This is a genomic window from Flavobacterium sp. YO12 (genome assembly GCF_004119495.1).
Classification (GTDB): Bacteria; Bacteroidota; Bacteroidia; order Flavobacteriales; family Flavobacteriaceae; genus Flavobacterium.
The window spans coordinates 1-13016 of record NZ_NRQU01000044.1 but is presented as its reverse complement, the minus strand read 5'-3'; the positions used below and the strand labels follow the sequence as shown (position 1 = coordinate 13016).

Annotated in this window: 13 protein-coding genes; 6 read left to right on the top strand and 7 right to left on the bottom strand. The window is 32.9% G+C overall.

The features are described 5' to 3' along the window. Nucleotides 1–6 precede the first annotated feature (6 nt). Nucleotides 7–990: a PorV/PorQ family protein gene (locus tag BOW55_RS14365; RefSeq protein WP_129024694.1), complete on the bottom strand. Its 984-nt coding sequence runs from the start codon at nucleotides 988–990 to the stop codon at nucleotides 7–9. A gap of 275 nt (nucleotides 991–1265) precedes the next feature. Between BOW55_RS14365 and BOW55_RS14360 the strand changes: the two genes are divergently transcribed. Together BOW55_RS14360 and BOW55_RS14355 are read left to right on the top strand one after the other, a co-directional pair. Continuing rightward, nucleotides 1266–1982, top strand: a complete 717-nt coding sequence (locus BOW55_RS14360; RefSeq protein ID WP_129024671.1) for a phosphatidylcholine/phosphatidylserine synthase — start codon at nucleotides 1266–1268, stop codon at nucleotides 1980–1982. A 10-nt stretch (nucleotides 1983–1992) separates the two neighbouring features. Beyond that, entirely contained in the window at nucleotides 1993–2850 is an 858-nt protein-coding gene (locus BOW55_RS14355; RefSeq protein ID WP_129024670.1) for a glycoside hydrolase family 25 protein, read from the top strand. Between the two features lie 152 nt (nucleotides 2851–3002). Here BOW55_RS14355 and lptB read toward each other — a convergent pair whose 3' ends face one another. The 4 genes from lptB to BOW55_RS14335 form a co-directional block, all read right to left on the bottom strand. Continuing rightward, nucleotides 3003–3743: an LPS export ABC transporter ATP-binding protein gene (gene lptB / locus BOW55_RS14350; protein ID WP_129024669.1), complete on the bottom strand. Its 741-nt coding sequence runs from the start codon at nucleotides 3741–3743 to the stop codon at nucleotides 3003–3005. Nucleotides 3744–3830: 87 nt separating this feature from the next. Next, the gene (locus BOW55_RS14345; RefSeq protein WP_089055264.1) at nucleotides 3831–4184 is read right to left on the bottom strand and encodes a carboxymuconolactone decarboxylase family protein; all 354 of its coding nucleotides are present in this window, start codon (nucleotides 4182–4184) and stop codon (nucleotides 3831–3833) included. After that, a complete protein-coding gene (gene tatC / locus BOW55_RS14340) occupies nucleotides 4177–4992 on the bottom strand; it encodes a twin-arginine translocase subunit TatC (protein WP_129024668.1) in 816 nt (271 codons plus the stop codon). The genes BOW55_RS14345 and tatC overlap by 8 nt, the downstream gene beginning before the upstream one ends. Next, nucleotides 4992–5957, bottom strand: coding sequence for an SIS domain-containing protein (locus tag BOW55_RS14335; protein WP_164975037.1), 966 nt, complete (start codon nucleotides 5955–5957; stop codon nucleotides 4992–4994). The genes tatC and BOW55_RS14335 overlap by 1 nt, the downstream gene beginning before the upstream one ends. 88 nt (nucleotides 5958–6045) lie before the next feature. On the opposite strand from BOW55_RS14335, the gene recQ reads away from it, so the two are divergent. Further along, complete coding sequence (recQ, locus tag BOW55_RS14330; protein ID WP_129024667.1) at nucleotides 6046–8241, top strand: DNA helicase RecQ; 2196 nt, start codon at nucleotides 6046–6048, stop codon at nucleotides 8239–8241. A gap of 114 nt (nucleotides 8242–8355) precedes the next feature. Here the strand turns inward: recQ and BOW55_RS14325 are convergent, their stop codons facing one another. After that, nucleotides 8356–8595, bottom strand: coding sequence for a hypothetical protein (locus tag BOW55_RS14325; RefSeq protein ID WP_129024666.1), 240 nt, complete (start codon nucleotides 8593–8595; stop codon nucleotides 8356–8358). Nucleotides 8596–8900: 305 nt separating this feature from the next. Here BOW55_RS14325 and BOW55_RS14320 point away from each other — a divergent pair, with 305 nt between their 5' ends. From BOW55_RS14320 to BOW55_RS14315, 3 genes are all read left to right on the top strand, one after another. After that, nucleotides 8901–10460 (top strand): NAD(P)/FAD-dependent oxidoreductase, encoded by a 1560-nt coding sequence (locus BOW55_RS14320; protein ID WP_129024665.1) that lies wholly within the window; start codon nucleotides 8901–8903, stop codon nucleotides 10458–10460. Between the two features lie 162 nt (nucleotides 10461–10622). Beyond that, a complete protein-coding gene (locus BOW55_RS21400; RefSeq protein ID WP_241686574.1) occupies nucleotides 10623–10865 on the top strand; it encodes a hypothetical protein in 243 nt (80 codons plus the stop codon). Between the two features lie 110 nt (nucleotides 10866–10975). Further along, nucleotides 10976–11701, top strand: a complete 726-nt coding sequence (locus BOW55_RS14315; RefSeq protein WP_241686573.1) for a hypothetical protein — start codon at nucleotides 10976–10978, stop codon at nucleotides 11699–11701. Nucleotides 11702–11766: 65 nt separating this feature from the next. On the opposite strand, the gene BOW55_RS14310 is transcribed toward BOW55_RS14315, so the two are convergent. Further along, nucleotides 11767–12723 carry a quinone oxidoreductase gene (locus tag BOW55_RS14310; protein ID WP_129024664.1) on the bottom strand — a complete coding sequence of 319 codons (957 nt, stop codon included), beginning with the start codon at nucleotides 12721–12723 and terminating at the stop codon, nucleotides 11767–11769. Nucleotides 12724–13016 lie beyond the last annotated feature (293 nt).

Genomic DNA, 13016 nt, shown 5'->3' with positions numbered 1-13016 from the left:
AAAAAATTATCTAAAGATACCTAAATCTACTTTTAGTGAAAAAATATTTGAGTATAAAGCTGCGCTTTGATTTCCTAAATCAGTTAAGGCATAATCTACTTGGATACCTTTATACTTGAAACCCAGCCCAATATTAGGCTGAAAATTTAATTTTTCAGTATTATCTAATTGCATTACATTTTGAAAGTTTCCAGCGCCAGCTCTTAGAAAAACTAAATCAGTGTAGCCAAATTCAAAACCAACAGCAGGATCAATACTCACTATTTTTGATGAAATAATATCATTTGTCTGCTCAAAGCGCATATTTAAATTGGCCGCTGCCATAAGACTGTAATCATTATGGAATTCAAATTTTTTAGAAACTCCTAATTGCGCTTTTGGCAGAGTAATTTCTGTACTTTCTGGCAGTTCATTGTTTTCGCCAGGAATTGCATTTGCGATTTTGGCATATTCATCTTCGTCAATATTCCAGACATTATAAGTAGTAGTAATATCACGAAGCATTAAGCCAAATTTCCAATTATTGCGTTCGAATTGCAATCCCACATCAAAACCAAATCCCCAAGAATTGGCAAATTTCCCAATAATTCGTCTAATTATTTTTGCATTAACACCATATTGAAATCCGTCTACAGGCAGTTTTCTAGCATAAGAAAAAGTAAAGCCATAATCAGCCGTAGAAAATAAACGAATTCGATTGTAATCAATATTTCCTTGATTGTCGATTAACTGTGTTGTGTCAAGAATATCATCAACACCAAAACGAATCATCGAAATTCCCCAAGCACTTTGATCATCAATTGGGCTTGCATATCCTATGAAATCATACTGTGCAATATTGGCAAAATAACTGGCATGCATCAATGAAATTTGATGATCTTCGAGATGCGTTAAACCAGCAGGATTCCAATAAACCGCATTAACATCATTTGTAGATGCAGTAACAGCACTCGACATTCCTAACGCCGCCGCATCGACACCAATATTCATAAACTCATTCGAGTATTTTCGAACAGTTTGTGCATACTGAGAAGTAAAACTCCAAAATAGTAAAAACGTTAAAAGTTTCTTCAACTGATATTTTTTTGCAGACGAGAGCCTGTTTTTATTTTTTTCAAAAATATAATAATTTATGCATCTAATTTCTTCGTTTCGAGAAATATTGATAAAGCTTTAATTTGTATTAAAAAACAATTGTAAAAACATGTTTTTCATGGACATATTATGCTAAATTTGTTGACCAAGATTATCAAAATTTATAAAACATGAATATTAAAAAGCACATTCCAAATCTAATTACATTAATTAATCTTTTTTGTGGTTGTATAGCTGTTGTCTTTATTTCTAAAGCTAATTATGAAATGGCTTTTTATATGGTTTGTTTAGGAATCTTTTTTGACTTTTTTGATGGTTTTTTTGCCAGATTATTTAAAGTTTCAAGTCCGCTTGGACTTCAATTAGATTCACTTGCAGATATGGTTACCAGCGGTGTTGCTCCAGGATATGTAATGTATTCTTTATTTGTAAAAAGTGCACATCCACATGATATAATTGGATCCGAGTTTATTCCTTTTTTAGGATTTATAGTAACATTAGGGTCTTGCTACCGTTTGGCAAATTTTAATATTGATACACGACAAACCGATTCGTTTATTGGACTTCCAACACCGGCGAATGCTCTTTTTATTTTGAGTCTGCCTTTGGTTCTGAAATTTTCAGATTCATTAATAATGTTAGAAATTCTGAGTAATCAATGGATTTTACTTGCAATTACTTTATGCAGTGCCTATATTTTGAATGCCGAAATTCCGTTGTTTTCTTTAAAATTTAAGAAATTCAATCTTAAAGATAATGCATTGCAAATTGGATTTTTAGTTATTTCTTTAGTATTGCTTTTATTGTTTCAATTTGGAGCAGTTCCTTTAATTATTATTTTTTATGTATTATTATCGATCATAAATAATATGTTTTTGAAAAAGTAGTTTTATTCGAATGGCAAGAAAAACGACACGACGAACTTCTTACACACGAAAAACGAAACCTGCCAGATCTGTTTTTAGTAAATTAATCCGTTTCATTATATTTAGTTTTTTAGGATTAATTTTCATTGGAACAATTTATCATTATCGTTCTGGATTGGCTTATTATTTGGGTTTCAAATCAGATAAAGTTTTAGAAGAAGATGAGGTAGACAAACATCTTTCAGACGTTAGAAATATTCAAGTTCTTGAAAATCATAAAGGAAAAGTAATTGGAATTGATGTTTCTGAATTTCAAGGAACTGTCGATTGGGATGAGGTTGAGGTTCTTGAAGAAAAATATCCTGTACAATTTGTTTTTATTCGTGCAACAGCAGGAAATGATAGAGTTGACAGACAGTTTAAATACAATTGGGAAGAGGCCAAAAAAAATAAAATCATACGAGGCGCCTATCACTATTATCGCCCGAATGAAAATTCTATCGAGCAAGCAGATCTTTTTATAAAAACAGTAAAGTTGAAAAAAGGTGATTTACCGCCGGTTCTTGATATAGAAAAGCTTCCAAAAAATCAATCTATAGATAGTTTAAAAAAAGGATTAAAGCGCTGGCTTAATAAAGTAGAAGCACATTATCAAGTTCGTCCTATAATTTATTCAGGAGAACGTTATTATTCAGATTTTTTGAAAGAAGAATTTGGAGAATATTTATTTTGGATAGCAAACTACAACTTCTATAGAGAAAAAATAGATGAAGACTGGCTGTTTTGGCAGTTTACAGAAAAAGCCTCTCTGCCGGGAATAAAACATCGCGTAGATGTGAATATTTATAATGGTGATTTACAACAATTGCAGTTTATTACTGTAGAGTAATAGTAATCAGTGTTCAGTTTTTTAGTTATCCAGCCTTTTTCAAAAAAAAAACAGTTTTTTAGTCTCAGCTTGGAAACTGAGTACTAAAAAACTGATCATTTTTTGCTTTTCATGAACTGATCACTAAAAACCTGAACACTAAATGCTATAAATTAGAATTCCAATTTCTTCTTACGAAGCTCGAAGTTCTGTCCAAGATAAACACGGCGAACCATTTCGTCTTCAACCAGCTCTTCTGGGATTCCTGCTTTAAGGATTCCTCCTTCAAACATTAGATATGTTTTATCGGTAATGGCTAAAGTTTCCTGAACGTTGTGGTCAGTAATTAAGATTCCGATGTTTTTGTTCTTTAATTGTGCCACAATTCTCTGGATATCTTCAACCGCAACAGGGTCAACTCCAGCGAAAGGTTCATCAAGCAAAATAAATTTTGGATCAGTTGCTAATGCGCGAGCAATTTCGGTACGACGACGCTCACCACCAGAAAGTAAATCACCTCTATTCGTGCGAATATGTTCTAAACTGAACTCTTCGATTAAGCTTTCCATTTTGGCATATTGTTCTTCCTTAGTAAGTTTAGTAAGCTGTAAAACACTCAAGATGTTGTCTTCAATACTTAATTTTCTAAAAACAGATGCTTCTTGTGCCAAATAGCCAATTCCTTGTTGCGCACGTTTGTACATCGGGTAATCAGTAATGTTCAAATCGTCAAGATAAATATTTCCCGAGTTTGGTTTTACCAATCCTACGATCATATAAAAAGAAGTTGTTTTTCCAGCACCATTTGGTCCTAGAAGTCCAACGATTTCTCCTTGATTTACTTCAACAGAAATTCCTTTTACAACACTTCGGCCTTTATAGGTTTTGATTAAATTATCGGCTCTTAATTTCATTTTTTTAGTTTAATCGTTTAAACGTTCAAATCGTTTATTCGCCACAAATTAACGAATAAACGATTCAACAAATAAACCTATTAACAATTATTTAGTTTCAGCTTCTTCAAGAGCTTCCCAAAATTCGTAAGCTCTTCTTAAATGCGGTATTACAATTGTTCCTCCAACAAGGGTTGCAATTCCCATCGCTTCCATCATTTCTTCTTTAGTAACGCCCTCTTTATGACTTGTTTCAAGATGATATTTTACGCAATCATCACAACGCAAAACGGCAGAAGCTACTAAACCTAAAAGTTCTTTGGTTTTTACATCAAGAGCTCCCGGTGCATAAGCATTAGTGTCAAGATTAAAAATTCGCTTTACAATTTTATTGTTATCAGCAAGCAATTTTTCGTTCATTTTAGAACGGTAGTCATTGAATTCTTGAATAATATCAGACATTTTCTTTTAATTTATTTTTATAAACAATTCTAGATATTAGAATACTTACTTCGTAGATGAGTAGCATTGGTATTGCTACAATGGTTTGGCTCACTACATCTGGCGGAGTAACAATTGCAGCTACGATTAAGATGATGACAACAGCATATTTCCAATATTTTCTTAAAAAATCAGGAGTTACTAAACCTAATTTAGTTAAGAAATAAATGATAATTGGAAGTTCAAAAAACAATCCGCTCGCCAGAATACTCGTTTTCACCATTCCCATATAAGATTCTATTGTAAATTGATTTACAACCATTTTACTTATAGAGAAAGTAGCGACGAAATTTACTGACATTGGTATTACAACATAATAACCAAATATTACTCCTAAGAAGAAAAGTAACGAAGAAGTAAATATAAAAACCTTCGCATTTTTTCTTTCTTTTTCATACAATGCAGGACTTATGAATTTCCAAACTTCCCATAAAATATAAGGAAAACTTAAAATAAAACCAGCTAAAAGACACATCCATACAAAAATATTAACCTGTCCTTCCATTTCTGTATTCTGAATAATGAAATTCAATTCAGTAATACAAATACTGTCAGCAAATCCTAATTGATGAGATAAGTCGCAGAACCATTGATAAGTGAAAAAAGTAGGCCTTGTTGGACCTAAAATAATTTCATCAAATAAATAATCACTAATAAAATAAGTAACAAATGCCATAATACATATAGCAAAAGTACTTCTAACCAATAACCATCTTAGTTCTTCAAGATGATCTAAAAATGACATTTCGCCAAGATTTTTCTTTGCCATTATACGATTCCTTCTTTTAAAATGTCATGTAAATGCAGTACTCCTTTGTATTCGCCGTTGTCTGCAACGATAAGCTGTGTTATAGAAAAATCTTCAAGAATATTTAAGGCGTCAACAGCCATAGTTTCTGAAGATACTAATTTTGGGTTTTTAGACATAATATCTTTAGCAGTCAAATCTGCAATAGAATCTCTGTCATTCAGCATTCTTCTTATGTCTCCATCAGTAATAATGCCTACGATTTTATCATTTTCGATAACTGCCGTAACACCAAGTCTTTTTTCAGAGATTTCAAAAATTACCTTTTTAACAGATGTTTCAGGAGTTACCATTGGTTTTAACGAATGCTCAATCATATCTTTTACGCGAAGCAGTAATTTTTTGCCCAAAGCACCTCCCGGATGATAAACCGCAAAATCTTCTGGTTTAAAATCACGCATTTCCATAAGGCATACAGCAAGCGCGTCTCCCATTACAAGTTGTGCAGTCGTGCTGTTTGTTGGAGCCAGATTAATAGGGCAGGCCTCAGTATCTACGGTAGTATTTAAAACATAGTCAGAACCTTTGGCCAAAGCCGAAGTTATATTTCCAGTAATAGCAATTAAAGTATTTCCAAAGCGTTTTAATAACGGTACTAATACTTTAATTTCAGGGCTGTTGCCGCTTTTTGAAATGCAAATAATGATGTCTTCATTTTGTATCATTCCTAAATCGCCATGAATTGCCTCTGAAGCATGCAGGAACATAGAAGGCGTTCCGGTAGAGTTGAAAGTAGCAACCATTTTTTGAGCAATAATGGCGCTTTTTCCTATGCCGGTAACGATCAAACGACCTTTAGTTTCATATATGCGCTGGGTTGCTTCGAAGAAATTTTCATCAAGAAAATCGATTAACTTTGTAATTGCTTCACTTTCAGAGAGTATGGTTTTTTTGGCAATCGCCAATATATTTTCTTTTGTGATCAAAACAGAATATTTAAAATTTGTATGTATAAAAGAAAGTTGTATCTTTATGTGTTGCAAATTTATACAAAAATATCCATTTAAATAAAGAATGAATTCAAACGAAATTGAAATACATAAGGAATTAAAGAAGTATTTCGGCTTTAGCCAATTTAAAGGCTTGCAAGAGCAAGTCATTACGAGTATTTTAGATAAAAAGAATACTTTTGTAATTATGCCTACTGGCGGAGGAAAGTCTCTTTGTTATCAATTACCCGCTTTAATTCAGGAAGGAACAGCCATTGTTGTATCTCCTTTAATTGCTCTAATGAAAAATCAGGTAGATGCAATTCGAAGCCTTTCTTCAGAAAACGGAATTGCACATGTACTGAATTCCTCACTTACTAAAACAGAAATTGCACAAGTTAAAAAAGACATTTCATCTGGATTGACTAAACTCTTATATGTAGCTCCAGAATCTTTAACAAAAGAAGAATATGTTACTTTCTTGCAAAGCGTACCCATTTCATTTGTTGCTATCGACGAAGCGCATTGTATTTCAGAATGGGGTCATGATTTTAGACCAGAATACAGAAATCTTAGAAACATAATTAAACAATTAGGTAAAGTGCCAATTATTGGACTTACTGCTACTGCCACACCAAAGGTACAGGAAGATATCTTGAAGAACTTGGATATGGTAGATGCAAATACCTTTAAAGCTTCGTTTAACAGACCTAATTTATATTACGAAGTACGTACAAAAACTAAAAATATTGAGTCGGATATTATTCGATTTATCAAACAACATAAAGGCAAATCAGGAATTATTTACTGTTTAAGCCGTAAAAAAGTAGAATCGATTGCTGAGGTTTTACAAGTAAACGGAATTAGCGCTGTTCCTTACCACGCTGGTTTAGATGCAAAAACAAGAGCAAAACATCAGGATATGTTTTTAATGGAGGACGTTGATGTAGTTGTTGCAACGATTGCTTTCGGAATGGGTATTGATAAACCCGATGTTCGTTTTGTAATTCACCACGATATTCCAAAATCATTAGAAAGTTATTACCAAGAAACAGGCCGCGCAGGTCGTGACGGCGGCGAAGGACATTGTTTGGCATATTACTCTTATAAAGATGTAGAGAAATTAGAAAAATTTATGTCAGGTAAGCCAGTTGCTGAACAAGAAATTGGTTTTGCCCTTTTACAGGAAGTTGTTGCTTATGCAGAAACCTCAATGTCACGCCGTAAATTTTTACTCCATTACTTTGGTGAAGAATTTGACAGCGAAACTGGTGAAGGCGCAGATATGGATGACAATGTTCGTAATCCTAAGAATAAAGTTGAAGCTAAAGATCAAGTGGTTAAATTGCTTGAAATTGTTCGCGATACCAAACATATATATAAGTCAAAAGAAATTGTCTTTACCTTAATAGGTCGTGTCAATGCCGTTATAAAAGCGCATAAAACAGATACGCAGTCTTTCTTTGGTTCAGGTTCAGATCATGACGAGAAATATTGGATGGCTTTGCTTAGACAAGTTTTAGTAAGCGGCTATTTGTCAAAAGATATTGAAACTTATGGTGTCATAAAAATTACCAAACAAGGTTTAGATTTTATCAAAAAACCAGTTTCATTCCTGATGTCAGAAGATCACGAATACAGTGAAGCTGATGATGAAGCTATTGTTGCATCATCAAAATCATCAGGTACAGCCGATGAAGTTTTGATGGGAATGCTGCGCGAACTGCGTAAAAAAGTAGCTAAAAAATTAGGTGTTCCACCATTTGTTGTTTTTCAAGATCCTTCGCTTGAAGATATGGCTTTAAAATATCCAATTTCATTAACTGAATTGTACAACATTCACGGAGTTGGAGAAGGAAAAGCTAAAAAATACGGAAGCGAATTCGTTACCTTAATCAGCAGATATGTTGAAGATAATGATATTATTCGTCCAGACGATTTAGTGGTAAAATCTACCGGTGTAAATTCTGCCAATAAATTGTATATCATTCAGAATATCGATCGAAAATTGCCTTTAAGCGATATCGCTTCTGCAAAAGGACTTTCGATGGATGCTTTAATTAAAGAAATGGAGCAAATTGTATATTCAGGAACAAAACTGAATATCAAATATTGGGTTGATGATATGCTTGATGATGATCAGCAGGAAGAAATTCACGATTATTTCATGGAATCAGAATCAGACAAAATCGAGGATGCATTAAAAGAATTCGACGGTGATTACGATATTGATGAATTACGTTTAATGCGTATTAAGTTTATCAGCGAGGTCGCGAATTAAAGAAAGCAAATTCCAAAACAAAAAAACTTAAAATATAAATTCCAAATTCCAAAACTACTGATGTAATTGGAATTTGGAATTTTTTATTTAGAGTTTCTCAAAGAGGTTGGAATTTTAACTTTCGTATAATTCTCCTCGATGTGGTTTCAAAGCATCTCTAACTTGAATCATATTTTCATCGGTTACCACCATAAAAGCTATGGCGTACATATCGTCGATGATTTTAAATCCCGTAATATTTAAAGGAAGTTTTTCGATTGTGATATATTCTTTTAAATGAATTTCATGATGTTCGGCTGTTTTTGCAGAAGCTGGGCCACGAAAATCCCAGATAAGTTTTATTTTTCTTGACATTTTTTAAGGTACAAAGGTTCAGAGCGGCAAAGGTACAAAGTCTTTTTTTAAGGTTCTAAGATTCTGAGATGCTATCCCGAAGCTTCGGGTCTAAGTTTTTTTGTGTAGAGATGCACTGCAGCGTCTAACCTGTTCTTAAAGAAATCTTTTTAATCAAAAAATCTGTAAAAAATAGATTAAGGATAAAATCTGCTTTGATCAGTATTAATCTGCGTGCAATTTTTTTAGGAAACATAAAATCTCATTTTAAAATGTTATTTTTGCATCTTCTTTTCATAGAAAGAAAAGCTAATAAATAAGATACAATGCCAAGAGAACTTTTACTTCAGGTAACTCCAGAAACTGCAGCAAACGAATTGTTGCTTAAAGATTATTTATCAAAACAAATAAAGGTTTCTCCCAACGAAATTCAGCATATTACAATTTTAAAACGTTCGATTGATGCTCGTCAAAAAGCGATAAAAATCAATTTGAAAGTTATAATATATTTAAAAGGCGAACCTTTTCAGGAAACCAAAATTGAACTACCTATATATAAGGACGTTTCTTCTGCACAAGAAGTGATTGTTGTTGGTGCAGGTCCAGCTGGGCTTTTTGCCGCTTTGCAATTAATTGAATTAGGTTTGAAACCAATTGTACTAGAACGAGGAAAAGATGTTCGCGGACGCCGACGCGATCTAAAAGCAATAAATGTAGAACATATCGTAAACGAAGATTCAAATTATTGTTTTGGTGAAGGCGGTGCAGGAACCTACTCTGATGGAAAATTGTATACACGTTCTAAAAAACGTGGTGACGTTACTAGGATTTTAGAACTTTTGGTTGCTTTTGGCGCTTCAGAAGATATTTTGATTGAAGCACATCCACATATCGGGACTAATAAACTGCCGAAAATTATTGAGGATATTCGAAATAAAATCATTGAGTTTGGAGGCCAAGTTTTGTTTGATACTCGAGTAACGGATATTTTAGTAAAAAACAATGAAGTTGAAGGAATTGTAACTCAAAATGGAGATAAAATTCTCGCTAATAAATTAATATTAGCAACTGGACATTCAGCGCGAGATATTTTTGAATTATTAGATAAAAAGAAAATTTTAATCGAAGCAAAACCTTTTGCTTTAGGAGTGCGTGCAGAACATTCACAGGAATTAATCGACAGTATTCAATACAGTTGTGATTATCGAGGTGAACATTTGCCGCCGGCTCCATATTCAATAGTAAAACAAGTAAACGGTCGTGGAATGTATTCGTTTTGTATGTGTCCGGGTGGAGTAATTGCACCTTGTGCTACAAGTCCAGGTGAAGTAGTTACAAACGGCTGGTCGCCATCCAAACGAGATCAAGCAACAGCAAATTCAGGAATTGTAATTGAGTTGAAGCTAGAAGATTTTAAACCTTTTGCAAAATTTGGTGCTCTTGCTGGAATGGAATTTCAAAAAAGCATTGAACAAAAAGCATGGCATTTAGCTGGACAAACTCAAAAAGTTCCAGCTCAGAGAATGGTTGATTTTACACAGAACAAAGTTTCTGCAGATATTCCAAAAACATCATATGTTCCCGGAACAACTTCTGTCGAAATGGGACAGGTTTTTCCAGGATTTTTATCGCAGATTTTACGTGAAGGTTTTAAAGAGTTTGGTAAATCAATGCGAGGTTACTTGACCAATGAAGCAATTTTACACGCACCAGAAAGCAGAACTTCATCGCCAGTACGAATTCCGAGAGATGCTCAAACTTTAGAGCACTTACAGATAAAAGGATTGTATCCTTGTGGAGAAGGAGCCGGATATGCAGGAGGAATTATTTCTGCAGCAATTGACGGAGAGAAATGCGCTTTGATGATTGCAGAAACATTGAAATAAGAGCTTGTTTTTTGTTACAACGTTTTTATACTTATTTAAAAGTTGCTTAGTATGATGTATTGAATATAAAAAACATATTGGTTTGTTCTTTTTGTAGTAAATAAACCATAGTTTTGAATACTTAATTTTACTATTATTTCGATTTTTTAAATACCAATTTCAATGAGCAGTTTTTTTTCTAATTTGTTTAATAGAAATAATGACCCAAAGTCGATTGTTTCTTTTGATGTTTTATACGAAGTTTATTCTCATTTATACCACGAATCAAGCAGGTTGAATTTCAAAATGAAGGGAATTCATGATACTGTTTCTGTAACCTTATATTCAATTCCAGATTCATTTGATCATGATGAAGGAAAAGCAGAAATTAAAAAGCAGGTTTTAATAATGCATACGAAATTTTAAATGAGGTATATAAAAAGGTAAATATAGGACCGCTTTCAGATGAAGAGATAAAGGAAGGATTGAGTTATTATTACATTCACATCGAATTTTTCTCAAAGCCTGCTCCAGAAATGAAAAAGCATTTGAAGCATGTTTTAAATAATTTCATTGTTTTCTTTTGTTGTACTGACAGTATGGAAACAAACGATTTTAAATTACTATATAATAACAGCTATTTTTATGATTATACACGCGGACTTTTAGAACTTAAAGCAGTCGATATAAAAGAACCAACTAATGAAATTCAGAAAATTGGTTTTAAGGATTTTGAAATTGTTTTGCAGGGTATTTGCGAATATTTAGGAGCCGAAATACCTGAAAAAGTTGTAAAACCTTCAGCAGAAAGTCTAATAGCTGAAAGTACTTCAGTTGAGCATTTTCAAGAGTTTTTGCGATTGATTTCAAGAGGAGAAATGAAAGATGAATTGTTAGAAAATCAGGCACAGATTCTTTTTGAAGCTTTTGAGGAAGGAATCGAGGACTATGATTACGATGATGAGTTTGATTTTTTTGAAGGTATAAACAGCTGGCACAGCGATTGGAAGTTTGATGCAGAAGAAGCAGAGGCTATTGTATCTGATTTGATTGATCAGGATTTTAAATTTGATTATCCTGACGAAACCTACAGTCACGATTTGTTTCCGTACATACAAAAAGAACTAGCGAAACAAGAATTAGAGTTGATGAGTTATGACACAAAAGGAGATAGTTACCTATTTTTTGTTGCTAATAAAAATGAAGTTGATAGAATTTTAGAATTGTCAGAATTGACTAAAATAGAAATTGATCAATTGTAAAGTATATTTTTCGCCACGAGTCACGTTTTATTTTAAATAATTCATGAATTTGTGGCGAAAAAAAATTAAGGGATTAAAATTATTTTTCCAGTGCTTTTTCTGCTTTCTAAAAAATCATGTGCTGTTTTTCCTTCCGATAGTTTGAATGAAGTTGGTTCTGAAAGTTTGATTTTTTTATCTAAAATCCAATTAAATAGTTGATTGGCTCTTTTTATTCTTTCTTCCTTAGAATTTAAATAACTCCACAAATCACCTCCAGTTAAAGTTTTAGAACTGTCCATTAACATTCTTGGATTTACAAATTCAGGATCTCCGCCCGCCATTCCGAAGAAAACAACTTGACCACATTCTTTCGTAACTTCAAAGCTTTCCATTAAGGTACTTCCAATACTGTCGTAAACCACATCAACACCATTTGGGATTATTTTTAAAAGATCTGATTTCCAATCCTCATTATATAGTAAAACATGATCAACACCATGTTTAATTGCTGTTTTTGCTTTTTCTGCAGATGAGGTTAAACCGATAACATTCGCCCCCAGCAATTTACTGATTTGTGTTAAAAGCTGACCAACGCCTCCGGCAGCAGCATGAATAAGAACAGTTTCGTCTTTTGTGGTTTTATGGCTGTCGGTCGCTAAATAATGTGCAGTCAAACCTTGCAGTAAAACAGAAGCAGCAGTTTCAAATGAAATATCGTCTGGCAAAGGAATAACATGATTTGTATTAACAGCAACTAATTCAGCATTAGCAAAAGGAACATCGGCAAAAGCCACACGATCTCCTATTTTATAATCTGAATTATTAGAATCAACAACAATTCCTGCACCTTCATAACCAGCAATAAAAGGTGGGTTTCCTTTTAAATGATAATTTCCCTTTCGTCTATAAACATCCGCAAAATTTAATCCAATAGCTTTCATTTCAACTAGAATTTCATTGCTCTTTAACTGCGGATTTGGGATTTCGATATATTCTAAAACATTTGATTCTCCAAAAGTAGAGAAGGTAAGTGCTTTCATTTTTAATTTATTTAAGGATGTAAAGTTCGGAAAAAATCAAAAGAAAAAGTCTCAGAATATTTGAGGCTTAGATTTATTTTCTCTCAGTCGTTCCCAATAGTTATCTTTATAAAAGGATTATTAAGATTTTTTGGAGAATGAATAATAGTTAAGACGAATAAGAATAAAAAAAATGTTTTGTTAGCTTTTGATTTTAGTTTTTTGATTATTGCAAATTACGAAAAAAACACAATCGGATATTTTATTTTAAATGTTTGATTTGTAGTATTTTGAATAAAATATGTAATTTAGAT